This window comes from Temperatibacter marinus (assembly GCF_031598375.1).
In the GTDB taxonomy this organism is placed as follows: domain Bacteria; phylum Pseudomonadota; class Alphaproteobacteria; order Sphingomonadales; family Kordiimonadaceae; genus Temperatibacter; species Temperatibacter marinus.
The window spans coordinates 2,459,984-2,486,586 of the sequence record NZ_CP123872.1 but is presented as its reverse complement, the minus strand read 5'-3'; the positions used below and the strand labels follow the sequence as shown (position 1 = coordinate 2,486,586).

Annotated in this window: 22 protein-coding genes; 4 read left to right on the top strand and 18 right to left on the bottom strand. The window is 43.4% G+C overall.

Features of this window, described 5'->3' with window-relative positions; all coding sequences use genetic code 11:
• Nucleotides 1-10: 10 nt before the first annotated feature.
• Genes QGN29_RS11120 through QGN29_RS11110 form a run of 3 tightly spaced genes read right to left on the bottom strand, consistent with a single transcriptional unit; the run spans nt 11 to nt 3,092 of the window.
• Complete coding sequence (locus QGN29_RS11120; RefSeq protein ID WP_310797934.1) at nt 11-2,404, bottom strand: chemotaxis protein CheA; 2,394 nt, start codon at nt 2,402-2,404, stop codon at nt 11-13.
• Between the two features lie 34 nt (nt 2,405-2,438).
• On the bottom strand, nt 2,439-2,804 hold the full coding sequence (locus QGN29_RS11115; protein WP_310797933.1) for a response regulator: 366 nt from the start codon (nt 2,802-2,804) through the stop codon (nt 2,439-2,441).
• Between the two features lie 3 nt (nt 2,805-2,807).
• On the bottom strand, nt 2,808-3,092 hold the full coding sequence (locus QGN29_RS11110) for an STAS domain-containing protein (RefSeq protein ID WP_310797932.1): 285 nt from the start codon (nt 3,090-3,092) through the stop codon (nt 2,808-2,810).
• Nucleotides 3,093-3,424: 332 nt separating this feature from the next.
• Between QGN29_RS11110 and QGN29_RS11105 the strand changes: the two genes are divergently transcribed.
• Nucleotides 3,425-3,697: an Lrp/AsnC ligand binding domain-containing protein gene (locus QGN29_RS11105; RefSeq protein ID WP_310797931.1), complete on the top strand. Its 273-nt coding sequence runs from the start codon at nt 3,425-3,427 to the stop codon at nt 3,695-3,697.
• 91 nt (nt 3,698-3,788) lie between these two features.
• Here the strand turns inward: QGN29_RS11105 and QGN29_RS11100 are convergent, their stop codons facing one another.
• The 4 genes from QGN29_RS11100 to QGN29_RS11085 all read right to left on the bottom strand — a co-directional run bounded on the left by QGN29_RS11100 (nt 3,789) and on the right by QGN29_RS11085 (nt 10,484).
• A complete protein-coding gene (locus QGN29_RS11100) occupies nt 3,789-6,104 on the bottom strand; it encodes a TonB-dependent receptor (protein WP_310797930.1) in 2,316 nt (771 codons plus the stop codon).
• Nucleotides 6,105-6,196: 92 nt separating this feature from the next.
• The gene (locus QGN29_RS11095; protein ID WP_310797929.1) at nt 6,197-7,798 is read right to left on the bottom strand and encodes a tetratricopeptide repeat-containing sulfotransferase family protein; all 1,602 of its coding nucleotides are present in this window, start codon (nt 7,796-7,798) and stop codon (nt 6,197-6,199) included.
• A gap of 1 nt (nt 7,799) precedes the next feature.
• Nucleotides 7,800-9,116, bottom strand: coding sequence for an NAD(P)/FAD-dependent oxidoreductase (locus QGN29_RS11090; protein ID WP_310797928.1), 1,317 nt, complete (start codon nt 9,114-9,116; stop codon nt 7,800-7,802).
• 18 nt (nt 9,117-9,134) lie between these two features.
• Complete coding sequence (locus QGN29_RS11085) at nt 9,135-10,484, bottom strand: glutamine synthetase family protein (RefSeq protein ID WP_310797927.1); 1,350 nt, start codon at nt 10,482-10,484, stop codon at nt 9,135-9,137.
• Nucleotides 10,485-10,610: 126 nt separating this feature from the next.
• On the opposite strand from QGN29_RS11085, the gene QGN29_RS11080 reads away from it, so the two are divergent.
• From QGN29_RS11080 to QGN29_RS11070, 3 genes are all read left to right on the top strand, one after another.
• On the top strand, nt 10,611-11,465 hold the full coding sequence (locus QGN29_RS11080) for a hypothetical protein (RefSeq protein WP_310797926.1): 855 nt from the start codon (nt 10,611-10,613) through the stop codon (nt 11,463-11,465).
• A 158-nt stretch (nt 11,466-11,623) separates the two neighbouring features.
• Complete coding sequence (locus QGN29_RS11075; RefSeq protein WP_310797925.1) at nt 11,624-12,985, top strand: glutamine synthetase family protein; 1,362 nt, start codon at nt 11,624-11,626, stop codon at nt 12,983-12,985.
• A gap of 8 nt (nt 12,986-12,993) precedes the next feature.
• The gene (locus QGN29_RS11070; RefSeq protein ID WP_310797924.1) at nt 12,994-14,364 is read left to right on the top strand and encodes an aminotransferase; all 1,371 of its coding nucleotides are present in this window, start codon (nt 12,994-12,996) and stop codon (nt 14,362-14,364) included.
• Here the strand turns inward: QGN29_RS11070 and speB are convergent.
• The 11 genes from speB to ilvN all read right to left on the bottom strand — a co-directional run bounded on the left by speB (nt 14,361) and on the right by ilvN (nt 26,599).
• Complete coding sequence (speB, locus tag QGN29_RS11065) at nt 14,361-15,281, bottom strand: agmatinase (protein ID WP_310797923.1); 921 nt, start codon at nt 15,279-15,281, stop codon at nt 14,361-14,363. The two genes, QGN29_RS11070 and speB, sit on opposite strands and share 4 nt — an antisense overlap.
• Before the next feature lie 68 nt (nt 15,282-15,349).
• Nucleotides 15,350-16,084: an RNA methyltransferase gene (locus QGN29_RS11060; RefSeq protein ID WP_310797922.1), complete on the bottom strand. Its 735-nt coding sequence runs from the start codon at nt 16,082-16,084 to the stop codon at nt 15,350-15,352.
• Complete coding sequence (gene cysS, locus QGN29_RS11055) at nt 16,084-17,412, bottom strand: cysteine--tRNA ligase (RefSeq protein WP_310797921.1); 1,329 nt, start codon at nt 17,410-17,412, stop codon at nt 16,084-16,086. The genes QGN29_RS11060 and cysS overlap by 1 nt, the downstream gene beginning before the upstream one ends.
• Before the next feature lie 11 nt (nt 17,413-17,423).
• Entirely contained in the window at nt 17,424-18,755 is a 1,332-nt protein-coding gene (gene gltX / locus QGN29_RS11050; RefSeq protein ID WP_310797920.1) for a glutamate--tRNA ligase, read from the bottom strand.
• A 5-nt stretch (nt 18,756-18,760) separates the two neighbouring features.
• Nucleotides 18,761-20,437 (bottom strand): NAD+ synthase, encoded by a 1,677-nt coding sequence (locus tag QGN29_RS11045; RefSeq protein ID WP_310797919.1) that lies wholly within the window; start codon nt 20,435-20,437, stop codon nt 18,761-18,763.
• Nucleotides 20,438-20,484: 47 nt separating this feature from the next.
• Nucleotides 20,485-22,026 carry a 2-isopropylmalate synthase gene (locus QGN29_RS11040; RefSeq protein WP_310797918.1) on the bottom strand — a complete coding sequence of 514 codons (1,542 nt, stop codon included), beginning with the start codon at nt 22,024-22,026 and terminating at the stop codon, nt 20,485-20,487.
• A gap of 100 nt (nt 22,027-22,126) precedes the next feature.
• Nucleotides 22,127-22,267 (bottom strand): hypothetical protein, encoded by a 141-nt coding sequence (locus tag QGN29_RS11035; RefSeq protein ID WP_310797917.1) that lies wholly within the window; start codon nt 22,265-22,267, stop codon nt 22,127-22,129.
• A gap of 95 nt (nt 22,268-22,362) precedes the next feature.
• The gene (locus QGN29_RS11030) at nt 22,363-23,424 is read right to left on the bottom strand and encodes a zinc-dependent alcohol dehydrogenase family protein (protein WP_310797916.1); all 1,062 of its coding nucleotides are present in this window, start codon (nt 23,422-23,424) and stop codon (nt 22,363-22,365) included.
• A gap of 9 nt (nt 23,425-23,433) precedes the next feature.
• On the bottom strand, nt 23,434-24,831 hold the full coding sequence (locus tag QGN29_RS11025) for a hypothetical protein (RefSeq protein ID WP_310797915.1): 1,398 nt from the start codon (nt 24,829-24,831) through the stop codon (nt 23,434-23,436).
• A 170-nt stretch (nt 24,832-25,001) separates the two neighbouring features.
• The gene (gene ilvC / locus QGN29_RS11020) at nt 25,002-26,021 is read right to left on the bottom strand and encodes a ketol-acid reductoisomerase (protein WP_310797914.1); all 1,020 of its coding nucleotides are present in this window, start codon (nt 26,019-26,021) and stop codon (nt 25,002-25,004) included.
• A 53-nt stretch (nt 26,022-26,074) separates the two neighbouring features.
• Nucleotides 26,075-26,599, bottom strand: a complete 525-nt coding sequence (gene ilvN, locus QGN29_RS11015; protein ID WP_310797913.1) for an acetolactate synthase small subunit — start codon at nt 26,597-26,599, stop codon at nt 26,075-26,077.
• Between the last annotated feature and the right edge of the window lie 4 nt (nt 26,600-26,603).

The following is a 26,603-nucleotide window of genomic DNA, read 5'->3' as shown; positions in this document are numbered from 1 at the left end:
TTCAATACACTCACTGCGCTGCTTCATTCTCTGAAACGTCAGATGAAATTCCGCTCGATAGCATATTTGATTTTAAATAGTGAGCTGTGTCGGATTGATTTGAACTATCCATATCCGCTAGCCCATCAATATCAAGAATGAGGCATACACTACCGTTCCCTAGAATTGTAGCGGAGGCTATGCCTTCAACACGTCCAAAATTAGCCTCTAAAGACTTAATCACAACTTGCTGTTGTCCTGATAATTTGTCGACGACGATACCGATGGTTCTATCGCCATCAGCCTCCACAAGAACAACAAGATTTTTACTTAAATCTGTCTCAGCATTCAGCACAGAAAAAGTCTTTCTTGTCTCCACAAGACGAATATATTCACCTCGAACTTTAATCACATGCGTGCCGTCAACAAGCGTTTTTATTGCTTCTTTCTCTGGGCGTAATGTTTCAATGATATTATTGATTGGAATAACAAATTTTTGCTCTCCAACACCAACAACCATACCATCGAGCACTGCCAAAGTGAGAGGCAAAGTTAACTGGAATCGCGATCCTACACCAGGTTCACTCACGACCGATACGCGCCCGCCTAAAGACTGTATATTCCGGCGCACAACGTCCATTCCTACTCCACGGCCAGATAGGTCCGTCACTTCGTCTGCAGTCGAGAAGCCGGGTGCAAAGATTAGGTTGTCAATTTCCTCATCAGAAAGCACTTGAGACTCTTCAACAACACCCTTCTCTTTTGCCAATTCAAGAACCTTCGGTCTGTTTATACCGCGCCCATCATCAGCAATAGTGATGACAATACGCCCCCCTCTATGTTCAGCAGACAGAAGAATTTTCCCCTCTGCAGGCTTTCCGGCTGCAATGCGCTCGTCAGGGGTTTCAAGGCCATGATCTAGAGAGTTTCTAATCATATGCGTCAATGGATCAGCAAGTTCTTCAACAACAGTTTTATCGACTTCTGTATTCTCGCCCTCAGTGACCAATTTAACTTTTTTATCCAATTTTTTTGATACATCCCGTACAATTCGTGGCATCCGCGAGAAAACAGATTTCACGGGCTGCATGCGAATGGCCATCACATTATCTTGCAATTCACGGATATGCATTGACATTTCTTCGATACCACTGCCAAGGGAGGTCTGACGGTCTTCTTGTAAAACTGTCAGTTCCGAAGCGAGCATAGAGTGCGTGATTACAATCTCGCCGACCATATTGACAAGCTTATCAACTCGGTCAATATCCACTCGAATTGAGCTGACTTTTGCCACAGAAGTAGGTTTTTCGGCAACGGGCGCATTTGCTGTCTGAGGCACTGGAGCCTGTGGCATAGAGGACTGCTTTACTGACGCAGTCGCCTCAGAGGAAGCAGGCGCTTCCACCGGCAAGCTATCTGCTTTATAAGACTTAGAATTTTCATCATTTGTCTGGACACCAGCCTCAACTTCACCTGCATCCACATCAACGAAGAAGCCAAAATCATCATCGTCCTCTTGATCCACTGTGGGTTCTGCAGACTGATTGGAGGAAGCCTGATTGCCTGGAAGATCCTCTTCATTCACAAAGAAGCCAAAGTCATCATCGCCTAAATCACTTGCAGCCGTCACATCAACGCCTGTTATTTTTCCTGTGCAATCCTTTTCAACAATTGTAAGGTCACAGTCATCAACAACGAATTCAAAGACTTCATCAATATCATCTCGTGAGGCTTCTGTATTCAGTTCAAACGTCCATGTGAAATAACTTTTTTCCGGTTCCATCACATGGAGTTCGGGAATCATAGAACTATCCAAGCTAACCTTAAGATCTCCAAGGCCTGAGAGTTCACGGATAATTAGCAAAGGTTCATTCGCATGTTGAAAGAGAGAAGGCTTAGGAGAAAAATCAATTTCAAAAACTTTGGATCCTGCATCAGTGCCTGCCTTAGACTTTTCCCCCTCGACTTCTGGTACAGCTGATCCTGCGGCTGCTGGCAACGCCCCCTCCTCAGGAAGAGACTCACCATTAATGAGCGCTTCAATCTTAGCCAGCTCATGCGCCCCAAATTCTCTGGGTGTTTCAGCACCATTTCGCGCAAAATCTACTAGATCGACCAACACGTCATTACTATCAAAGAGAACGCGGACGATTGTATCATCCACAGTCATTGATCCATCTCTCAATTTATCTAAGAGGAATTCAAATCTATGCGTAAAATTAACCATACGCTCGAAAGAAAAAGCACCAGCCCCTGCTTTAATAGAATGCACAACCCGAAATATTGCATTTAAAAGCTCGCTGTCATGATCCCCTTCTTCAAGGTCAGTAAGATAGGATTCCATATTTCCCAGTAATTCATCACACTCTTCAAAGAATGTGACTTTGAACTGATAAAATGGATCATCTTGCATAGATGGCAGCATTAATTTGATCTTTCAGCTTGGGTGGGGTTATCTACTAGGGGCATACTTTCGCAACAACTTTAAGAAGTTTATCGGGCACAAAAGGCTTAACAATCCAGCCAGTAGCGCCAGCAGCACGGCCTTGGCCTTTGATAGAGTCATCAGATTCTGTCGTTAAAATCAGAATGGGCACTGTTTTATAGAGTGGATTCTCTCGAAGCTTACCAACAAGCTCAATTCCATTCATATTCGGCATATTCACGTCCGTAATAACCAAATCAACCGACTGGCCATTTAGAACAGACAAGGCATGCGCCCCGTCTTCTGCTAGAATGACTTCAAATCCTGCGCCTGATAAAGTAAAAGACACCATGTCTCGCATTGTCTTACTATCATCAACAGCTAGTACCTTTTTTGCCATTAGTTAACTCCATTCACTCAGATTATTTTCAAGACCGATCATCTTGAATGCTTCTTTAACTGTATCGTTAAGATTTATTATGTGTAATTGGTTTCCGCGCTTTTGCAAAGAAAGAGAGAGGGCATATAACACTTGAATTGCAGATGTCGTAATTCGAACAACATCTGAAGTATCGAGTGTGACATCACAATCATTGTCCAACAATCGTGAACACGTCTCATGTAGACTTTCCACACAAAGTAGGTCCAACACTGCAGGCAGTGTATATACAGATTCAGATTGAGACACAGTAATTCCCTAATTATTGTATTATCTAAATAGACATTAAGCTAAAATTGATTAACAAAACGTTACCATTATCTTAACGCTATTCAGTTTCCCTCTCACAGATGGTTTATAATGTCCCTAATTTCTAAAAATGCAAACAATTTCTGCTGGTTAAGAGAAAGTCCGCCGCTTTTGTTGTTTTTTGGAATGAGCAGGTTCCTATGACTCTGTGATGATCGCTGGTTGAAATTACCCTAAAATGGATTCGATTTATAAACTACTCTTTAAGAGTGACAGCTATTATGATACTAACCATGCCAATTGAGTAACAAAGCAAAAATGTGAGGTCTGTTATGAAAACCGTATTTGTCCAAATAAAATGTGAACTTGGTAGAACCTATGATGTTGCAGCTTACCTTGCAGACGAAGTTGAAGAAGTCAGAAGTGTTTATTCCACATCCGGACAGTACGACTTGCTCGCCCAATTCACATTAAGCGACGATCAAGAAATTGGGCGCTTTGTGAATAGCAAGGTTCAGACAGCCCCCGGTCTAAAAGATACGTATACGATCATCGGACTTAACGCCTTCACTGAGGATGCTGCACCAGGTCCAGACAAAATTTAAACCAAGGAACAATGCCAAAACAAAAAGGCCAGCGATAAGCTGGCCTTTAATTTAATTATTGAAGAAAAAGCATCCTTCTAATCAACTTGACCTAATCCCCGAATGGCATGCTAAAACTAATGCCCACAGTTCTCGGTCTGCTCATTCCAAAATAATGACCTGGAATAAAATCATCATTCTCTTCCGCCCCGTCAAAGTATATCTTATCAAAGAGATTTTCTACGTAAGCTGTTACTTCCCAGCCAGCATCTGATTCAAACCCAACCCTGAAAGAAAAATCCGACCAGCCAGAAACAGTTCCCAGTCCTTCATTTGCCAATCCGCCAAATGTCTGTGTTTGTGCACGCCAATCTAGAGAAACAGATAACTCACCCTGATCAGCAATATCGGTGTGATATCTTGCAACGCCAGACGTTGTCCACTTAGGCATACCAGGAAGTCGATTGCCTGTACTGCCTGGCTCTATAGATTCAGCACCTGAGAATTTATTTTTGTTATAAGAAATCGTTGCAAAGAGATCAAAGTTCTCTGTCACAATCATCTGAGCAGATCCCTCAAAACCTGTAGCTTTTACCTTACCTACATTCACCACAAAAGCCGTAGGGTCATAAATAACCGTCTGTAAGTCTTTATAGTTATAATGATAAAGAGAACCATCCACTTTCAAGCGACTGTTCATTAATGTTGCTTTATAGCCCACTTCATAAGACCAGACTTTTTCAGCATCAAAAGACTGTGGTGTCGAGCCAGCATCCGCGATTAGATCTTCGTCTGCATCTATAAGGTTTGCACCAAAACTATTGAAGCCCCCAGCTTTGTAACCACGAGAAATGCTTGCAAAAAGCATCACATCGTCGTTAGGGCGATAGCGCGCCGTAAACCGAGGCGTGAAAGCATCCCATGAGCGACTGTCAGAGATATAACCATCTGTTGTAAACCCAATTGAGTACCAAGGACCAAGTTCTGATGCGACAGGATAAGCGCGCATCGCAAAGTCTTTGGTCTCTTTCGAATAGCGAAGGCCAAAACTATAATCCAACATCTCAGAGGCTGCGTAAGTTAGATCAGCGTAAGCGCTCCATCCACTGTAATCACCTTCGACGCGATTCACTTCAAACAAGTGTTTATCTGATGCAGAAAATTCTGGATATTCCCAATACTCAAAAAGTTGCTTACAAGTGCGCGTTCCATAATAGTAATAATAGTAATAGCCGCAGATTGCATTCTCGTTCGCCTGCTGAGAGAATCTTGTTCTAATCTTCTCATCAAAATAAGAGACCCCTGCATACCAATCAAGATCCCCATCTGTCTCCCCTACAAGGCGCAGTTCTTGTTCGAAGTAATCTCCATATTGAGTCTGTTTGTAGCTATTGGTCGCAACAGGTAAACCCCCAAAGTCTTCTGCATATTGATAATCATGCCGCTTATAACCTGTCATTGATGTGAGCAACGCACCATCTAACTGATAGTTGATGGTCGCCGTCGCAGAAAGTATGCTGCTGTTATCATCATTCCCGAGGCTTTCACTGGCGTTAAATTTACGTTCATCGTTAAATGTTGTAAAATCTACGCCTGGAAAGATCTCCTTATAGAGCTCTAGGGTTTCATCGCCTTCTATAGGATGATAAACTGAGCCTGACTGCTTCCGCTCTTCACCTTCTAAGACAAGCGTTGCGTCCCAACCTTCCCCTTCATAAAGGGCAGACAGTCGAAGAGCGCCTTTTCCGTGATGACCACGGTCTTTATTGTTTGGCTTCTTTACATTTTCGAGATAGCCATTCTCTTTGCTTGCATATCCAGCAATGCGAACAGCAAATTGATCGGAAACAGGAATGTTAAAAGAGCTTTCACCCTCAAAGATTCCGCGCTCCCCGATACCGCCTTCAATATACCCGCTAAATTCACCAATTTTTGGCTTAGATGTATGGACACTTATTGCCCCTGCAATAGCAGACCGTCCAAAGAGAAAACCTTGAGGTCCGCGCATAATCTCTGCCCGTTCCATATCATACATTGATGTAACAACAGCCCCGTTGCGGCCTTGATAAAATCCATTTTTAAAGAAAGCCACTGATGGATCTGTCCCCACACCAAAATCATTGGTCGAGATACCTCGTACATTCACATAATCAATAAAACTATCTTTGGTGTTGCCAGCGAAACCTGGTGAAAATTTAATCAAATCCTTCACATCATCAAGATTTGTGCGTTTTGTAAAATTCCCATCAAAGGCCGAGATAGAAAGCGGTACATCAGAAACATTTTCACTTCTTTTCTGAGCTGTCACCACTATCTCTTCTAGCATCAATTCATCTGAATCCTGTGCTAATACAGGGCTTGTTTGTGCCAGTGCATAAACTGAAACACCAGCGTATAAACCAAATTTCTTTATTGAGAGTTGAGCCATCATATTCCCCTAAATATTATAAGACTTCCTATAATGAAAACATTATCAAGTAGAAAGAAACTTACAATAATATTTTATACGAATTATTATTTTTAGCCTTTATGCACATCAGACTGTGACAAAATAGTCAACATCGGCTCAAGGTGCTGCTCAAATCGCCGCCACCTTTCGACTGAATTGGTGTGAGCTTTTTCTCTTACCTGTGCCGCACTTGCAGTTGTAACTGCCGCTTTTTGAGTATGAAAGTCTAAACAAGCCTCTTCCCACTCTAAACCAACAAATTTAATGAGATCTTGAGCATGCTTTTCCACATCTTGAACGAGAGATTCATAGGAGATCTCGAACATCCTTCCTCCGAGAACATGCCTCCACTGGTCCATCAAACGACGATACCGAAGGTGATGTCGGGCCATTTCTTCAAGATCATAAGAATGCGCATATGCATCTGCAAACAGTTGTTTAAAACTAGAAACGCAACTGTCCTCAGCACCACGAACCAAATGTATAAATTTTGCACCTGGCAAAGCCGCAGCAATTAGAGGTGCATACATATAATTAACTGGCAATTTATCAACAAAATGCAGTTTATCGCCTCGCATGGACTGACTGGTGTCTAAATATAGCTGCCCCAGTTCTGTAACATCCATATCCTTAGCTGCGTCTATTACAGTGGCATCCATAACATGGGGGCTGTTGACATTTGTAATTTGTCTTAATGCCAATCTAAACTGTTGTAATTCACCCGCAGAATGAACATCATTGTGAGCACTTAGAATGCGCTCAACTAGGGTTGTTCCCGTTCGAGGTTGGCCGATAATGAATATCGGCGCTTTGGTTGTAACCCCCTCTCCCCGTTTGCTACTGAACCATTCCGCAGTGAAGGTCTTATGCAAGGCTTTAAAAAGCTCTCTTTCGACCTCTTCATCATAGGCAATTTGGGACCGTTGTGCGATCGCACCCCGTTTATATGCCTGAATAGCAGAGTCCCATTCCTCAAGATCTTCATATTCTTTGCCTAGCCCATACCATAGAAAGGGTGCGTCAACACTGCAATTATCCAAACTCTGTGCGAGAGGCAGCATCTGTTCAATATGACCTTTATCTTGGGCCTTTGACAGGCGGGAGAGCATCCAATGCGGCATGCCGGCTTCGGGGTTTGTTTGAATTATTTCGTCTAAATCGCGCCTTGCTTGACCAAAATCCCCTGTAAACATGAGCGCTTTGGCTCTATTTAATTTAAACAAGGGCCGGGCTTCAGTGTCAATTGCTTTTGTATACCAAGTAACAGCTTTATCTTGGCGCCCTGTCAAAGAATAAGCCGTACCAGCGATATCCATGACATTGGCTTCAGATACAGGTAAGCTTTCAAAAGTATCGAGCGCAAGCTGAGCGTTATTATACTGACCCATGATAACAAAAACCCGTGCCAACTGCGCATATCCTGCAGACGATTGAGGGTTAAGATTCGTCACTGTTTGAAAGGCCTTGGAAGCCATATTATATTTCTTCTGCTCAAGAGATAATAGACCAACGAGAAAATGTGCTTCAGCAACATCAGGTCGGTATTTCAGAACAAGTTTTGCACACTGAATAGCCTGCTCTAAGGAGCCAGAATTAAAAGCATCATAGCCCCGTTTGAGAAATTTACGGACATCGACATCTTCCATTTTTGGCGAGGACTTGGCCTGCGTCATGTTACAACCCGATCATATCTCTAAATTTGTAAAAGGACATCCCTGCAGCGAGCAGAGGTTGACGGAAAAGACGTCCGCCGGGAAAAGCTTTGTGTCTGACTTTTGCCATGATATCAAAGCGAGATTTATCACCTGATATGGCTTCAGTAATTAGGCGGGCTGACATATGAGTCGGAGCAACGCCGTGGCCACTATAAGCTTGAGCATAATAAATATTATGATCAAGTTGACCAACTTGTGGAATGCGATTGAGTCCGATACCTATATAACCACCCCATTCATAATCGATACGAACATCATCAAGCTGTGGAAAGACTTTAAGCATATTGGGTAAAAGAGCTTTCTTGATAGAAGCTGGATGCCTTGCAGAATAATTTGCAAGCCCCCCAAACAACAAACGGCCGTCTGCGGACATTCTAAAATAATCAAGAGCCCATCGTTGATCACAGACCGCATAGTCAGCAGGCATCAAGCGATTAATAACCTCAGGTTCAAGGCGTTCAGTGGCAATAATATAACTGCCAGCGGGCAAAACTCTGGCCGCCAACTTGGGTTCTAATTTACCAAGATAAGCATTGCCCGCCACAATCACTTGAGCTGCGGAAACTTGCCCTTTTCTCGTTTTCAAGGAGACTCGATCACCGCGCTCAATCTCGATTACTTCAATTTCTTCATAGATTTTAACCCCTAAACGTTGAGCGGCTCTCGCTTCGCCTCTCACCAAATCTAAAGGTTGAAGATGCCCCCAGCCCATATTAACAAGGCCGCCCATATACTGGTTGCTATCTATCACCTCTTTCAAGGAGCTTTTATCTGTGTAACACTGCATTTTATGCGGATACCCAAGACGTTCCATGGTCTCGGCAGTCTCCTGTAGCTCTTTCAGTTCTGATTTCTTCATTGCAGCATCTAAATAGCCCCACTTCAGATCACAATCGATGTTATATTTTTCTATTACGTCAGAGACGATATCGACGCATTCAATCCCCATATCAAAAACTGCTTTGGCATTATCAGAGCCAAAGGTGTTTTTAATGTCCTCATAATTTGCTAAATCTTGACCGTAGCCGCCAATTAATTGGCCACCGTTTCGCCCCGACGCACCCCATCCAACTTGATTTTGTTCAAGAACGACTACTTTAAACCCTTTTTCAGCCAATTGTAGAGCCGCTGAGATACCTGAAAAACCAGCCCCGACAATAGCAACATCGACATCTACAGCCCCCTCAAGCCGGTCAAACATGTCGATGTCCCGCCGATAAGCTGAATAATAGGAATCTGATAAATCGTTAGAATGAATACTATCTTTATATTGCATACTGAGGCCCCCACGCCTTTATAAAATTCTTAAATATTTTGAATATTCTAGTGAGGCAAAATCTTGATGTGTTTCAGCCTCTTCTTGTTTCCTTATACGATGATATAACTCGTGAAACCGCTCCCCCAAAATTTCTTTCATAAATTCACTCCTCTGATAAATTTCAAGAGCAGTAAACCACCGGACAGGTAGAGGGATTCTCTCAATCACATCGTCAAATTCATTTATTGCTTCAATAGGTTGTATCTTATTATTAAAGCCATGCATTACACCAGAAAGAACGATCGTCATCAGATGATATGGATTAGCATCAGCCCCAGCAATTCGATATTCAAAGCGTTTATTCTTTGTATCAGAGAGTGGCACCCTTATGGCCACTCGACGATTGTTCAGGCCCCAACTTTTATGCATTGGAACATACATATCAGGGTCGAAACGTCTGTAACTATTCGCGTTAGGAGCCAGAAGTGCCAGGCCATCTTCCATGACATCTAAAAGTCCGCCGATACCATATCTTAGAAGCGTATCCCCCTCATCATCCGCGAAAATATTCTGCCCGCCTTGATCACACAGACTCAGATGTAGGTGCATGCCACTACCGGTGTGGCCTGCAAGAGGTTTTGCCATAAAAGATGCTAACATGTCGTGTTGCTGAGCCACATTTCTAATTACACGTTTTAATAACAACGCATAATCGGCAGCACTCATGGGATCTGAAACATGGTGTAAATTCACTTCAAATTGTCCATTCGCGCATTCAGTGATAATACCGTCGACTGGGATATCCTGAACCACACAGGCTTTCTTTATATCTTGTAGTACGGCATCAAAATCCATTTGGATATCTGCATTAAGATAGTTGTCTCCGAACGCCTCAGGCATGCCGTTTGGTGCATGTTTCACTTGGGGCGGACTCAGACTTGGCTCAAAGAGATAAAACTCATACTCATATGCAGCAGTGGCAGTTAGCCCTTGTTTTGAGAGTAAGTCTATTTGTTTCTTTAACAGAGAGCGGCTTTCAGCAAACCAAGGGCTGCCATCAAGCTCACACATATATATTTGGACTTGAGCTGTAGGATGCTTTTGCCAAGGTACTCTTTTTAAGCTTCCGAGAACTGGTCGGCATAATCTGTCAGGATCCGCGCCCAAATCTCGGAAAGTACACTCTAAACTATCGCCTGTCGTGGAGAGAAAGCTAACAGAGGATGACAGAAAAAATTTATCCTTGGAAAGTTTTTCCAACGACTCCAACGTTGTTTTTTTGACGCGGAAAATGCCATTCATGTCAGAAATTATGACATCAACAGTATCTATATCTGCATTCTTTGATAGAAATTCCTGCACTTCAATTTCAAAAGAATTAGACACTTATTACCCTCACCACAAAATTTTTATTAGAAAGTTATACAATCAAACAAAAAAATGTTTAATTGTTAAATCATTACTGTAAATTATTGCCGGATACAAGTTAAGCTTCAGAGATAAAGTGGAATTATGACAAGTACTCTTCATCAGAAAATGACAATGAAAGAACGCTACTTTCAACTGTTCAAATATATCATCTATATTTTGCTTCTTTATAGTGTCATCGCTTTCTTCATCGAGGATCATCAAGCAGCACAGTTTACATTTAAAGACGGTATAAGTTTTTCAAATTTGTATCAGGCATATCCTCAATTTATCGACACCTTGGCTTGGTATGTCTTGTTAATGCTATTCGAATTAGAAACCTATGTCATTGAAGATGATGACTTTTATGACAAGGTAAAATGGATTATCCGCCCCATTTACGCCCTATGCTACACAAGTATCACTCTTGCTTTTTTAGGGTATTTTGAACAAATGCTGATGATCTATCAGTTTGAATTTACAGAAGTGACAGATGCTTGCACCCTGATCGGGTCAAATGTGACAGCTATTGCTCTTGAGTTGAACGAATATGTAGAGCTCACCGCAGCTAACTGCAGCACCGCTACAGCACCCCTTTATATTCAAGAAAAATTTGGCATGATCGCTGATGACAATATCTTCATCCTACTTAAAAGATTAATTATGACTGATGTTGTGAATGCAGGTTCATGGCTGCTGATCGTGGTTTTATTGCAAATTGACGTCTTACTACAATTGATGGGGCGCCTAACCGATGGGTTTTACAGGACTAACCTCTATGTGAAATTGGTTCTCTATGTGGTTCTTTTTGTCTGTGCTGGCTATTGGTGGGTGTTTGGAAATTACTTAGACTTTCAAGATGCAGTACTCTGGATTTTGGCTTTCTTCTTTATTGAAATGAATTTATTCAAGTGGCACGAAGAAGAACAAGACGAAAGTTCAAAAAAGTCTGCACAATAAAAATCGCTTCTGAACTTGACGAACACTGGTTCAGAGGCCGATACTATACGCAACAACAACGCTTAATGGTTAAAAAAGATGAAACGATTAATTAATCCGTTTTAGAAAAACACAAAAACAAGGACAAGGCACTGGTAACAGGTCTTGATAGGTGTGTTATGACAGATGCCAAAAGCATCGAAGAAGTAAATCAATGGCTTAAGGCCAATAATATCGATGATATAGAATGTATGGTGGCTGATGTCGCCGGAATCGCTCGCGGGAAATCAATGCCCCGTCAAAAATTCATCGATGATATTCAAACACGCAGTCTACGGTTGCCAGAAACTCTTTTTGGCATGACAGTTCACGGTGATTTTGCCTTGAATGATGATATGCAAGAAACCGAACAAGATATTATCCTTGTCCCAGATCTCACCACCATTTGTAAAACACCTTGGCAGAGTGAGCCAACTGCCAGTGTCATCTGCGCCAGTGAATATGAAGATGGTACGCCAGTCCATTTTGCTCCCCGCGAAATATTGCAAAAAGTCATAAAACTTTATCATGATGAAGGTTGGCAGCCAATTGTTGCCCCTGAATTTGAATTCTATCTATTGGAAAAACAAGAAACTGTCACAGCCGATCCACGCCCCCCCGTCGGCATGTCCGGCAGGAGAGACGTGGGCACAAGCCCCTATTCTATTGATAGCCTTGATGAATTCGCCTCTTATTTTGATGACATTTATAATGCATGCGAAGATCAAAATATTGATGTAGACACTCTGATCCATGAAGGCGGTCAAGGGCAGTATGAATTTAATGTAATTCACGGAGATGCTTTAAAAGTTGCAGATCAAAGCTTTCTCTTTAAGCGCATTATTCGTCAAGTGGCTCTACACCATGAAATGTTTGCGAGCTTTATGGCGAGTCCTTATCCAGAAACTTTTGGCTCTGCTATGCATATTCACCAATCTGTGGTTGATTTACAAACAGGGAAAAATATCTTTTCAAAAGACGATGGCAGCGATACTCCCTTATTTACATCCTACATTGGTGGCTTACAAAAGCATTTATCAAATTGCCTACCACTCCTCGCCCCTTACGTGAATAGCTACATTCGCTTTGGATCTGGTTGGTCCTGCCCGACCAATACACATTGGGGGAGAGAAAATCGTTCTGTCGGACTTCGGGTTCCTTCTGGTGCACCTGAATCTCGTCGAATTGAGAATCGAATTGCTGGCTCTGACGTCAATCCTTACTTAGCAATCGCTGCTTCCCTTGCCTGTGGCTATATAGGCATGAAAGAAGGCGTAAAGGCCTCTGCAGAGTTTAAAGGCTCTGCTTATGAAGCACGAGGCCGTGCTCTGCCGCGTCATTATCTAGATGGTCTAAAAAACTTCGGTAATAGTGACGCAATGAAAGAAATTTTCGGTGCGGAATTCATCAGAACTTATATTCAAGTTAAAGAAATGGAATATGATGATTATGCCAACTATCTCAGCCCGTGGGAAAAGAAATATTTAATGCTTCATGTATAAGAGAATGAATGATGACTGACCAAGAAAAAACGATTCAAGACTTGGATGCAAAACACCATTTGCACCCCTTCATGCCTCATCCAGACATCGCCCGTAAAGGCGCGCGTGTCATTACAAGAGCGGAAGGCTGTTATATCTATGATGACTCAGGTCATAAAATATTAGATGCCATGGCAGGGCTGTGGACGACACAGATCGGCACAGGTCGGGAAGAGATGGTCCAAACCGCAGCTGAGGCAATGCGTCAATTATCCTATTATAATACCTTCTTTTATACCACACATCCTAATGTGGCACGATTAGCAGAAAAAATTGCTGAGAAAACCCCAGGGGACATAAGCAAAATACACTTTGCTAGTTCTGGTTCAGAAGCTGTGGATACAGCCTATAAATTGGTAAAATATTATTGGAACTTAAAAGGCCAACCTCAGCGTAAGCAATTTATAGCCCGCGAAAATGCCTATCATGGATCAACAGCGGTTGCTGCATCGCTTTGCGGGCTCTCGGGTATGCATGAAAAATATGACCTCCCTATCGACGGTATCCACCATGTGGGACCAGCACCTCACTACTACAACAATGGAGGAGAGATGACAGAGGACGCATTTCGGGATCATTGTGTACAAGCCATTGAAGATAAAATATTAGAAATTGGCCCCGACAATGTAGCCGCCTTTATTGGCGAGCCCATACAGGGAGCGGGTGGTCTAATCATTCCACCAGAAGGCTACTGGACAAAAGTTGAAGCTCTCTGTCGTAAATACGGCATACTATTGTGGTGTGATGAAGTAATTACAGGCTGGGGCCGGACCGGAAAATGGTTTGGGTCAGAATATTACGGGGTCACGCCTGATATCATTACAATGGCCAAAGGCCTTACGTCAGGGTATCAACCCCTCTCTGCAGTTGCACTCGGCGGGGACATCGCTGAGACAATCAGTCAAGAAGAAGGGGAAATGGTTCACGGCTTCACCTATTCTGGCCACCCAGTGGCTACAGCAGTTGGCTTGAAAAACATTGAAATTATGGAACGGGAAGGCCTTATAGATACACCAGATCAAGATGAAAAAATATCATATTTTTCAGAACAGCTATCTCTTCTTAACGATCATCCTCTTGTTGGTGAGACGCGAACACTGGGGTTATTAGGGGCGATTGAACTGGTCAAGGACAAGACAACACGGGCTCGATATTCGGATGAAGAAAATGTTGGATTCATTTGTCGTGAACATTGCTTTGACAGTGGATTAGTGATGCGCAGTGTTGGGAATACGATGATTTTATGCCCCCCACTCGTCATTACAACTGAACAGATTGATGAACTCATAGCCAAAGCAAGAGAGGCTCTAGATAAAACCTATTCGCAAGTATCAGGCTAAATTTTATCTTGCCTCTGGCTTCGTGCCAAAGATAGAAGATACAAGATATCAGCAGCGATTGTTGCTCCAGCAAGGGCCGTTATTTGTGACGGCCCTTCATAATGAGGGGCAACCTCCACTTGGTCACCCCCAACAAAATCTAATCCCGCTAAACCTTCAAGGACATGCCTCGCATAAGCCACAGATGGACCGCCAATGACAGGGGTGCCTGTTGCGGGGGCAAAAGCCGGATCCAAGAAATCAATATCGAATGTGAGATAGGCTTTCGCAGTGCCTACTCGATCTTTAATTCTTGCCGCCACTGCTTGAGCAGACATCTCAAGACATGCATTGGCGTCAATAATTTCGATGCCATGTGTTTCGGGATTAGGCGTTCTTAAACCAACATGGATCGACCGAGAGCAATCTATCCACCCTTCCCTTATCCCATGATAAAACATCGTCCCGTGGTTAAGGTCCCCATCAACCCAAGTGTCTGAATGTGCATCAAAATGCACAAGAGCAAGAGGGCCGTGGATTTCTGCATGGGCTTTTAGTAGCGGATAGCTCACAAAATGATCCCCCCCAAGGCACAATAGATTTGCGCCAGAAGCGAGAATTGATTTTGCTTTTTCATGGACCACAGGAGTTAGTCTGTCAGGATAGGCCGTAAAGCCTTGAACGTCACCAAAATCTCTGACTTTGTGCGCGTCACGCACATCAAAATTCCAAGGCCACAAGCCCCATTCAAATTCACCAACATGGACAGATTGTTCTCGGATCGCACGGGGACCAAATCGGGCACCAGGACGACCAGTTGTCCCTAAATCGTAGGGAATTCCTAAGATAGCCAGGTCAACAGACTCTGGATCATCCGTACGACCAGACCTGAAAAAGCTTAAGTCGCCTGAATAACTATCATCCCAATCTAGTGCCATATGGTCTTCCTCCTAATCCTTAGGAAACACCCTAGCAAAATATAAAAACAGTACAATGAGAAGTTTATTTAAGTCTCTTTAGGGGGGCGTGCTAAGGACTTGATAATGCCACGCCAACTTTGAACTTCTTGTTCGCTTGGACTTGCGCTGGTCACCATGTTTCGGATCATTCTTTGCTGATGTGCACGACGATCCTCAGATTTGAAATACCCTCGTTTATCCAGTTCAACCTCTAGATGATTGATCATTCCAAGCAAAGAGTCTTTACTTGCTTGCCCTTCTGGAAAGGCTGGCTGGTAGGCGGGTGTTGCGTCAATAGTCTGAGAAAATTCATAGGCTGCTATAATCACGGCCTGAGCGAGATTAAGGCTTGCGAATTCAGGATTAACAGGCACTGTTAAAATTTGATCAGCAAGGGCAACATCATCATTTGCCAATCCTGAGCGTTCTGGGCCAAACAAGTATGCTGATCGTTCGCCATTCTGTATTTTATGGCGTATTTGAGCTGCAGCTTCACGCGGCGTTGCGACAGACTTTGCCATGCCTCTTTCTCTGACGGTAGTAGCAAATACCAATCGACAGTCTGCGATGGCCTCTTCCACAGTTTCAAAGACTTTAGCTTGATCTAATAGCATATCAGCACCGCTCGCTGCAGGTCCAGCATCTGGGTTAGGCCACCCATCTCGTGGACTGACTAGACGCATGTCTGTAAGGCCAAAGTTAAGCATGGCCCGTGCTGCTTTCCCAATATTTTCACCAAGCTGAGGGCGAACAAGGATGATGGCTGGCGCGAGATCAGTCATCAGTCAGCTTTCCGCCACTTGGTTCCAGATGGACTTGTCTCAAGCGCAATACCTTGTTCTTTCAACTCTTCGCGAATAGCATCCGCAGTGGCGAAATTTTTCTCAGACCGAGCATCATCATAAGCCTTAATCCGATCATTGAGCACATCTATATCCATATCCACAGATTGGAACCAGTCAGCACTCGACATTTCGAGAAAGCCCATGAAAATTGCTCCGGCCTTTAAATCTTCTAACTGACCATTGGTCGCAAGTGCATCAAGAGCTGCCAATGCTTTGGGAGAATTCAAGTCATCCGATAACGCATCAATCACCGAGGCAGGTACATTTGTAGATGCCTGTACATTTTCTGTGAGGCGATACCATTTATCCAGCCGTCGCTCGCATTCCTTAACTGATCCATGAGAAAAATCAATAGGTTGACGGTAATGCGCCGTCAGTAAAGACATTCGCAAAGCTTCGCCCTTATGGTCTTCAATAAGGTCATGTACAGTGTGAAAATTGCCAAGAGATTTCGACATTTTTGTCCCATCAACTGTAAGATAGCCATTATGCATCCAGTATCGGACAAACTCTTTGTCATTTGTACATTCTGATTGCGCAATTTCATTCTCATGATGAGGAAAAATGAGGTCTTGACCACCGCCATGAATATCAAATGTTTCACCCAAATGTTTAGCCGTCATACAAGAACACTCTAGATGCCAACCAGGTCTTCCTCTGCCCCAAGGACTGCCCCAGCCGACTTGATCTTCCGATGATGGTTTCCAAAGAACAAAATCTGCCGGGTCTTTCTTGAATGGGGCTACTTCAACACGTGCACCAGCCACAAGTTCATCACGGCTATGGCCACTTAGACGTCCATAATTATCCATACTAGGCACATGGAACATAACGTGCCCCTCTGCTTCATATGCATGGCCTTTATCTATGAGCTGGCGCATCATTTTAATCATCTCAGGTAAGTGCTCAGTTGCGCGCGGCGTTTGCGACGGATCTAGGGCACCCAGTGTAGCCATATCTTCGGTATAGACTTTTTCATAGCGGCGAGAGATTGTTTTTATGGAAACACCCTCCTCAACAGCTCTCTTCATAATTTTGTCGTCAATATCCGTAAAGTTCCGAGCATAAGTGACATGCTCAGGCCCATACACATGATTTAATAATCTGAACATCATGTCAAAAACAATAACAGGGCGTGCATTGCCAATATGAGCATAGTCATAGACCGTAGGCCCACAGACATACATGCGTACATTCTTTGGGTCTATAGGCTCAAACTTTTGTTTTTCACGTGCAAGCGTATTGTAAACATATAAATCTGTCATGATTGTCTCTGTTATGCAGCCTCGCCGTTTAGACGGGCGATGACTCTCTTTGGGCCAAGGAGAGGCATCAATGTTGCCATTTCAGGCCCTCTGTTTTGACCCGTCAAAGCAAGACGCAGAGGCATGAAGAGCGCTTTTCCTTTGGCGCCCGTCTCAGCCTTAATAGCGTTGGTCCATGCGGACCACGTTTGATCATCAAATGATCCCTCAGGCAGAAGTGAGGCACAGATAGCCATATGGGCAGCATCCTCAATAACAGGAGAAACAGGTCCATCGATAATTTTTTGCCACTCTTCAACATCAGATATCTTGGTAATATTCGCTTTTACAACATCCCATAAATCTTCAGACACGTCTTTTAAGCGGTTTTCCACCTCTGCGAAGGGAAGGTCATGAAGAATTGATGCATTCAGTTTTTCAATCTCAGCCGTATCCATTTTGGCTGTTGAACGGCCAAACTTCTTGAAAGAAAATCCTTCAATGAGAGGACCTGCTGAAACAAAAGCTTGTATGGGATCAGAAGTGCCAGTTCTGGCAACTAAAGAGACAATTGACATTGGTTCAACACCAACAGTTTCGCGGTACTCTTCAATAGACATCGCCCCAGAACGCTTGCTGAGGCCTTCGCCGTCTTTCCCTGTCAAAAGGCTAAAGTGAGCCATCTGAGGCGCTTGACTGCCTACAGATTCAAAAATTTGAATTTGCACAGCAGAATTTGTTACATGATCTTCACCGCGTACAATATGTGTTATCCCGTAATCTACATCATCAATCACACTCGGCAATGTATAAAGATAGGATCCATCCGCACGGATCAAAATAGGATCAGAGACATTCTGAAGTTCAATATGAACATCATTTCTGATGAGGTCTGTCCACTCTGCTGCTTTAGTATAATCTAATTTGAATCGCCAATGTGGTTTTCGCCCTTGGGCTTCATAAGCTGCTATTTCAGCTTCTGTCAAAGAAAGAGCCGCTCTATCATACACAGGAGGTTTCCCGCGCCCCATTTGAATTTTTCTTTTAATATCAAGTTCTTCAGCTGTTTCAAAGCAGGGATAAAGAAGGCCTTCTTTTTTTAATTTTTCCGTCACTTCTTCATAGCGATCAAAGCGGTCACTTTGATTAAAAGTTTTGTCCCACTCAAGTCCAAGCCAAGTTAGATCTGTTTTGATGGCCTCTTCATTTTCTTTTGTAGAGCGCTCAAGGTCGGTATCGTCAATCCGGAGGATAAAGTCACCGCCTTGTTGGCGTGCATACATCCAGTTAACAAGAGCTGCACGGATGTTGCCCAAGTGTAATTTACCTGTCGGGCTTGGGGCGAAACGGACTTTAACAGACATATAAATTATCCTACTTTATTTTCTTTCAGAAGGTGAGCGCTTCTGTATCCATTGGTAATAGGATAGCGGCGATCACGTCCATAATTTTTTCTTGTAATTTTGACACCCGGTGGTGCTTGACGTCTTTTATATTCGGCGATGTACAGCAAGTGTTCAATTCGCGCAAGTTCTTCCTTATCAAAACCTTGGTCTAACAAGTCTTTTACGGACTTTTCCTCATCTACGAGAGCCCGGAGGATTGCGTCCAAACGCTCGTAAGGCGGCAAACTGTCCTCATCTTTTTGATCATCTCTGAGTTCTGCCGTTGGTGGTTTCACAATAATATTCACAGGAATGACTTCACTGTCAGGTCCGAGCGCACCTGTAGGAAAATGTGTATTTCGCCAGTGACACAGGTCAAAAGCCGTCGTTTTATAGACATCCTTTAAGGGGTTATATCCACCGCACATATCCCCATATAAAGTAGCATAGCCCACAGACATTTCAGATTTGTTTCCTGTGGTTAACACCATATAGCCAAATTTATTAGAGAGACTCATCAGAATGAGTCCTCTCAGTCTCGACTGAATATTTTCTTCTGTGGTATCTGGCGTTGTATTGCTAAAGGCATCCTCAAGCATCTTATCAAAAGCAGCGACCCCCTCTGCAATTGCAATATTTTCATAGCTAACCTTCAATGCCTCGGCGCATTGCTCCGCATCAGTAAGGCTTTCCCCAGAAGTATACCGCGATGGCATCATGACACAGCGTACTCTGTCAGCGCCTAAAGCATCCACAGCGACGGCAGCCGTCAGAGCACTATCCACGCCACCTGATAGACCAATGAGCACACCTGGAAATCTATTCTTATTCACATAATCCTTCACCCCCAAAACCATAGCTTGGTATATGGCCTCAAGTTCAGAAGGCACAGCCTCATGCAGGCGCGTGATGCAAGCCCCCTGTTGGAATTCAACCAAGGCGCCCTCTTCTTGCCATGCTTTCATCTGTACAGGACATGTCCCATCTTTGTTTAGAACAAAAGATGCGCCCTCAAAGACCAGTTCATCTTGGCCACCAATTTGGTTACAAAACACCAGTGGCAATTTCGTTTCCGCGACACGGGCTGTGGCATGCACCATGCGCTCAGGATGTTTATCTGCTTCAAAAGGACTACAGGTTGGGACGATTAAAATGTCCGCATTCTGTTGATACAATGATTTTGCAGACGCTTCAAACCACATGTCTTCACAGATCATGACCCCAAGACGACATCCTCTGAATTCTATGGGTGCTGGTAAAGGTCCCTGTTCAAAAACACGAACTTCATCGAACACACCATAATTTGGCAGATCATATTTATATCGAACTTGTTGGATTTTCCCCTGATCTAGAAGGACGGTTGCATTATGTAATTTGCCCCGATCAAGGTAAGGAACACCCACAAGTAATCCCGGGGCATTCTCTGCCTTTGTTAAGGCACTAAGACGATCTAAGGCGTCTCTAGCTGCGGTGACAAGAGACGGCTTCAAGACAAGGTCTTCGATCGGATACCCCACAACAGACAATTCTGGTGTGACGATTAAATCAGCGCCAGCTTGGGAAGCTTGTTCATAAGCTGATGAAATGAGATCACAATTAGAAGCAACAGCCCCTACAGTGGGATTCAGCTGTGCAATATATATTTTCAAATTAATAGTCATGCCTGCCTTTTAAAATGGATTGGCAAGCATGACAAGTTGATAATGGTTTATTCTGCAGCGTTTAATGCCTTTTTCTCTCTTTTTATAAAGAGCTTATTAGCCGCCATAATATACGCCCGCGCTGCAGCGGTAATTGTATCTTCATGTGCACCCTGCCCGTTCACAGTTCTACCCTCTTCCTCTAGGCGTACGGTACATTCTGCTTGAGCATCTGTTCCTTGGGTGACTGCATGGACTTGAAACAATTGCAGCGAAGGATTGAAATCCAACATTTTTTTAATGGCATTAAAAGCCGCATCAACAGGCCCGTTCCCGTGAACAACTTCATTCACTTCTTGTCCATCAATCATCATAATCATATCGGAAACTGATTTACCTTCAGACCCTGTATAGGTATTCAGCTTTACCAATTGGAACCGATTGCTACTTGTTGATACCTGATCGTCAACAATCGCCACAATATCTTCATCATAAATATTCTTTTTACGGTCACCTAAGGCTTTGAACCTTTTAAAACATTCCTGGAATGCATTATCACCAAGTTCATAGCCTAGATCTTCAAGCTTATCAGCAAAAGCATGACGTCCAGAGTGTTTGCCCATGGTCAGTTTACTCTCTGTGACCCCAACACTCTCTGGGGTCATAATTTCATAGGTTTCAGCATGTTTCAGAACACCGTCTTGGTGAATGCCACTTTCATGAGCAAACGCATTGGCACCAACAATAGCTTTATTATTCTGAACTGTGAATCCCGTTACAGTTGAAACCAGGCGAGAGGCTCGCATGATCTCTTGGGACTGAATATTGGTCTCGTAAGGCAAGGCATCCCCGCGTGTACGAAGTGCCATAACAATTTCTTCCATAGCAGCATTCCCTGCACGCTCGCCGATACCGTTAATGGTGCATTCTATCTGACGCGCACCACCATCAAGCCCAGCTAAGGAGTTAGCCACAGCCAAGCCTAGGTCATTATGACAGTGGGTTGAGAAGATGGCCTTATCTGCATTCGCAACATTTTGAAAGACGCTTTCAAACATATGACGATATTCGTCTGGCGTAGAATAGCCCACAGTGTCAGGAAGGTTTATTGTAGTTGCTCCTGCTTTAATCGCTGTATCAACACAGCGATGAAGAAAATCTAAATCTGTACGCGTCGCATCTTCCGCTGACCACTCAACATCATCAATTAAATTTCTCGCATGAGAAACAGAAGCATGAATAGCCTCCAGCACTTCTTCAGGCGACATATTTAATTTATATTTCATATGCAGAGGGCTCGTGGCAATAAAAGTATGAATTCTACCGCTATTCGCTCCCTTAAGGGCTTCCCCCGCTCGATCGATATCGCCGAGTGCTGCTCTGGCTAATGAGCAAATCGTACTATCCTTTATACGATCCGCAATTTTTCTCACACACTCAAAATCACCATCTGAAGCGATCGCAAACCCAGCTTCAATCACATCCACACGCATCGCTTCTAAAACATCAGCAATTCGCAATTTTTCTTCAATTGTCATTGACGCACCAGGTGACTGTTCCCCGTCACGTAGCGTCGTATCAAATATTTTCACCATATCTTTTTGAGACATTAGCTTCACCCTAGTTTCCTCTAATTGAGGACTTTTGTTATTAAAATATATTAAAACCCAGTCTAACCCTTAAACAGACGTACATCATGTACACTATTGTTTAAGGGCCGATCAGTCGACCAGCACCGAGAAGAAGGAGAGGGAGCAGAAGTGAGAAAGTAAAATGAGCAGCCTTAAGTTCAGAAAGAGTTTCTTTCTGTACAATTGCCTTTGCATTTAAGTTGCGATAATTTTCAAACACAGTCTTTTCTGCCTAAAATGTGTATCACTTTATTTCTTGTGCACATTGTTATCCTTATACTAAAAGACACGCAAGCGAAATTTTGTGAAATTTAATTACTCAGAAATTTTAAATAAAGACTTACCCACTCTACCCGTCTGAAGTGTGTTTGCAATCGCCTCTTTAAAGTCTTCGAGTGGATAAATAGTCTCAACAGGACTTGTAAGGATATCCTGCCTGTATAAACGGGCCGCTTGTTTCATAATCCATAACATTTTAAGCGGGTTCTGTTGCCCAATCCAGTTGGGCATAAAAAAGCCAGTGATTGACGCTGTCGGTGTCATAAGGTCACGCGAAGGAATGGTTAAGGGCGCGGCTGATAATGTACCGTAAACGACCATCTTCCCTCCCAAAGAGAGACATCGAACCATAGCTGATCCCAGTGCACCACTCACACAATCAAGGGCATGTTTAACGCCTGCTCCTTGGGTGTAATGGTCTACGGCTTCAATCAGGTCATCTGTGTCTGTTTCAATGATATGGGTTGCACCCAATGATTTTAAGATATCAGTATTTTCTGGACCCCGAACAATAGGAATTGTTTTAAAGCCAAAATGAACACCCATTTTTACGACCATTTTACCAAGGGCGGATGCACCTGCACTGATGAGAATTGTGTCACCTTTCTTTACCTTGAGGATATGATGGACCATAATATAGGCAGAAAGTGGGTTAATGAAGAACATGGCCGCTTGTTCATCTTTAATGTGATCGGGAACAACAGCGCACCGAATAGCATCAACCGCTGTATATTCTTGCCAAGCCCCATTTGGGGGGCCTGCAAGAAGTGCCACACGCTTTCCTTTTAAGCGTTTAGCCATAAAGCCACGTCCACACTCTTCGACAACCCCTACTCCTTCCCCGCCCAAGGAAAAAGGATAACCAGGAAAAACTTGCTCTTTATTTGGGTCTAAGGTGAGTTCGCCGCTTTGATTCCAAATTGCGCGGCTCAATGCCTCTTCATAATCCCCTCTTACAAAGTTTATGTCGGAGGGATTTATCGCGGCCATTTTCATTTTAACAAGAACTTGGCCTTCTTTAGGCACCGGTTTTGGGCTCTCTATTAGGCTTAAAGACGATAAATCTTCCGATGGAGAATTAATGTGAATAGAGCGCATGCTCTCCTCCTAAAATGGTCCACAAACCAAGGCACGTTCAACGCCTTTGGGATAGTCTTTGGGTTCTAAAATGGCGATTTTTTCGTGACCAATTAAGACATCCTTAATAAGAGAAGAATAAGTCACTGCACTTTCTTTCATCATCCCTAACATTGGCCATCCCCATAAAGCGGAAACATAAACACCATCTTGAACAAAATGCGGGTCTGTTAAGAACGTGCAGGCAATGACAGGCTCTACCGGGCTACGGTTTGTCTCGCTCCCACCAACGAGGTCAATAACGACACTGCCCTCTTCTAAAGAATGTTTAAGATGATCATTTGTAATCAAAAAATTCTTTCCGCGAAGTTCTGGCGGTTGTTCGGCACCATTCACAATGAGGTCTGCGCCTTCGAGATAAGGAAGAATGGCATCTGCCTGTGTTAACTTTCGACCAAGAATGTGTATTTCTCGAACCCCTTGATCAAACAATTCACGAATAGCACCCTGAGCCACATTTCCGTAGCCAAGCACCAAAGCTTTTATATCCTTCACTGCCTTATGGGGCTTACCTTTAGAGAGAAGTTTGACACCGTACCGTGCCCCAGCCATACCTGTTTCATGTAGACATTGTATCCGGCGAAGTCCGAAGTCAAAAGGATTATGATCTTCTCTATACACCTCTATAGATTCTTCACCCTGCTCACTAATAAACTCAGCAATATCAAAGAGGTGCGTCTTTTTTGCTTTCAATTTTGAAAGGATTTTATGAGAATCTTTAAAGGCTGACCCATCATAAATATATAAACAGTCCGGTCCAACATCAGATAGATCGTTAAAAGCCAGTGAGCTTTGCACCACAGACAAGGATTTTGGATCTCTATTCCCTGCCCGGCGAATAGCATATCGCAGCAAAGGATTCCAATCCAAGACGTTGATTTTCAGTTTATTCATTACACCTGTGGCAATGAAAGGTGCAAGCGCCTCAGCCATCGCTGTTCTTCCAAGGATTTCTTCATCCGTTTGGACTTTTGGACTTTCAAGGATTTCTTCCATGGCCAAAACTGTTATTTTGTGATCTTCAAGCATTTTTGCGCGATCAGGATAACTGCTGAAATGAGCCATACAAAAGAGGATGGTCCCCTCAGCCATTTTATCGATGCTCTCAAGGCTTGGCCCTTTGAATTTAATCACCATATCTTTGCCTGCATAAAGCTCGTCATGGGTTTCTAAACTTGCGCCGGCTATTGCATATTCCGCATCAGAAAACCCAATACCTTCTCCAGCCCCTTCTTCTACAGCAACATCCAGCCCTGCTGCAACAAGATGGCCAACATCTTCAGGCGTTAATGCAACACGTTTTTCAAGGGCTCCTGGATTTTCCGGAGACTCAACTTCTTTTGCTAAACCAATTTTTTGAACGCCCACATCCTGCTCCCTACCCAGATTATAGATATGATAAAAATCACATCTCATTCGAGTAGCATGCACACGAAAATTGAGCAATTAATTTATAGCCAGATTGGCTATTTCTCGTAAATACAAAAAAACGGGAAGCCAAAGCTTCCCGCCTATAAATCTCATAAACAGTGAGACATTTAGTTCTTGTTTTTATCCACAAGTTGACCTTCTTGCATCCAAGGCATCATACCACGAAGTCTTGCACCAACTTCCTCAATGGGATGTTCTGCTTCGATTTGACGATGGGCTTTCAATTCAGGATTGCCAGCCTGATTATCCAAAATGAAGTCTTTAACAAAACGGCCTTCCTGAATATCTTTCAAGACACGGTGCATTTCTTTCTTTGTATCTTCAGTAATAATGCGTGGTCCAGTTTTATAATCCCCGTATTCCGCTGTATTCGAGATAGAGTAACGCATATTTGAAATACCGTTTTGATAGATCAGATCTACGATCAACTTGGTCTCGTGTAGGCATTCAAAATATGCCATTTCTGGTGCATAGCCGGCTTCTGTTAGGGTCTCGAAACCACACTGAATTAATTTTGAAATACCACCACATAGAACAGCTTGTTCTCCAAAGAGGTCAGTTTCGCACTCTTCACGGAAATTTGTTTCAATAATACCAGAGCGCCCACCGCCCACACCGGAAGCATACGCCAAGGCAACTTCTTTAGCAGACCCAGAAACGTCCGCATTCACAGCAATCAAACAAGGGACACCTGCCCCAATTTCATACTGATTTCTTACTGTATGACCGGGACCTTTTGGCGCAATCATAATCACATCAAGATCACGACGTGCCTCAATCAGACCAAAGTGGATGTTTAATCCATGCGCGAAAGCAAGGGTCGCGCCTTCTTTCATATTGTCATGGAGATCATTTTTATAAATTCCCGCCTGATGCTCATCAGGGGCAAGGACCATAACCAAATCTGCTTCTTTTGCAGCTTCAGCATTGCTCATGACAGTAAAGCCAGCATCTTCTGCTTTAGCTCGCGTGCTCGATCCTTCTCTAAGGCAAACGATAACATTCTTTACACCGCTATCTCGCAAATTCTGAGCATGGGCATGCCCTTGTGAACCATAACCAATTACAGCAACAGTTTTGCTTTGTATCAAACTGATATCTGTATCTGCATCAAAATAAACTTTCATTGAACTATTCCTTTAACTTTTAACTTTTAACTTTTAACTTTTAATATGTGTGATTAATCATCTATGAGAGCCGTTGTACCTCGTGACACAGCGACGGCGCCTGTTCTTGCAACTTCAACCAGACCCAGGTCTTGCATCAGTTCAATAAAGGCATCAATCTTATCGGCAGCACCTGTAAGTTCGAAAACGAAGCTGGAGGTCGTACTATCAACAACTCGGGCACGGAAGACATCTGCAAGCCTTAGAGCCTCAACACGCTTATCTCCAACTCCAATGACTTTAATGAGGGCTAGGTCACGACTAATATGTGGACCTTCAATCGTGAGATCCGCTACTTTAGCCACAGATACAATCCGGTCCAGCTGGGCTTTAATTTGCTCGATCACCATTTTTGTGCCGCTTGTTACAATGGTCACGCGAGACCGTTGACGTGCTTTATCAACTTCTGCCACAGTTAAGCTTTCAATATTATAGCCTCGGCCTGAAAACATGCCAATAACGCGCGCCAAAACGCCTGCCTCGTTATCTACGATTAACGAGATTGTATGCGGAGCTTTAATTCCTGTTTCTTTAGCCATCATC

Excerpts from the sequence above, each read along its gene's own strand:
- QGN29_RS11120 (WP_310797934.1), bottom strand. The coding sequence starts at position 2,404 with ATGCTGCCATCTATGCAAGATGATCCATTTTATCAGTTCAAAGTCACA.
- QGN29_RS11115 (WP_310797933.1), bottom strand. The coding sequence starts at position 2,804 with ATGGCAAAAAAGGTACTAGCTGTTGATGATAGTAAGACAATGCGAGAC.
- QGN29_RS11105 (WP_310797931.1), top strand. The coding sequence starts at position 3,425 with ATGAAAACCGTATTTGTCCAAATAAAATGTGAACTTGGTAGAACCTAT.
- QGN29_RS11100 (WP_310797930.1), bottom strand. The coding sequence starts at position 6,104 with ATGGCTCAACTCTCAATAAAGAAATTTGGTTTATACGCTGGTGTTTCA.
- QGN29_RS11095 (WP_310797929.1), bottom strand. The coding sequence starts at position 7,798 with ATGACGCAGGCCAAGTCCTCGCCAAAAATGGAAGATGTCGATGTCCGT.
- QGN29_RS11090 (WP_310797928.1), bottom strand. The coding sequence starts at position 9,116 with ATGCAATATAAAGATAGTATTCATTCTAACGATTTATCAGATTCCTAT.
- QGN29_RS11080 (WP_310797926.1), top strand. The coding sequence starts at position 10,611 with ATGACAAGTACTCTTCATCAGAAAATGACAATGAAAGAACGCTACTTT.
- QGN29_RS11075 (WP_310797925.1), top strand. The coding sequence starts at position 11,624 with ATGACAGATGCCAAAAGCATCGAAGAAGTAAATCAATGGCTTAAGGCC.
- QGN29_RS11070 (WP_310797924.1), top strand. The coding sequence starts at position 12,994 with ATGATGACTGACCAAGAAAAAACGATTCAAGACTTGGATGCAAAACAC.
- speB (WP_310797923.1), bottom strand. The coding sequence starts at position 15,281 with ATGGCACTAGATTGGGATGATAGTTATTCAGGCGACTTAAGCTTTTTC.
- QGN29_RS11060 (WP_310797922.1), bottom strand. The coding sequence starts at position 16,084 with ATGACTGATCTCGCGCCAGCCATCATCCTTGTTCGCCCTCAGCTTGGT.
- cysS (WP_310797921.1), bottom strand. The coding sequence starts at position 17,412 with ATGACAGATTTATATGTTTACAATACGCTTGCACGTGAAAAACAAAAG.
- gltX (WP_310797920.1), bottom strand. The coding sequence starts at position 18,755 with ATGTCTGTTAAAGTCCGTTTCGCCCCAAGCCCGACAGGTAAATTACAC.
- QGN29_RS11045 (WP_310797919.1), bottom strand. The coding sequence starts at position 20,437 with ATGACTATTAATTTGAAAATATATATTGCACAGCTGAATCCCACTGTA.
- QGN29_RS11040 (WP_310797918.1), bottom strand. The coding sequence starts at position 22,026 with ATGTCTCAAAAAGATATGGTGAAAATATTTGATACGACGCTACGTGAC.
- QGN29_RS11030 (WP_310797916.1), bottom strand. The coding sequence starts at position 23,424 with ATGCGCTCTATTCACATTAATTCTCCATCGGAAGATTTATCGTCTTTA.
- ilvC (WP_310797914.1), bottom strand. The coding sequence starts at position 26,021 with ATGAAAGTTTATTTTGATGCAGATACAGATATCAGTTTGATACAAAGC.
- ilvN (WP_310797913.1), bottom strand. The coding sequence starts at position 26,599 with ATGGCTAAAGAAACAGGAATTAAAGCTCCGCATACAATCTCGTTAATC.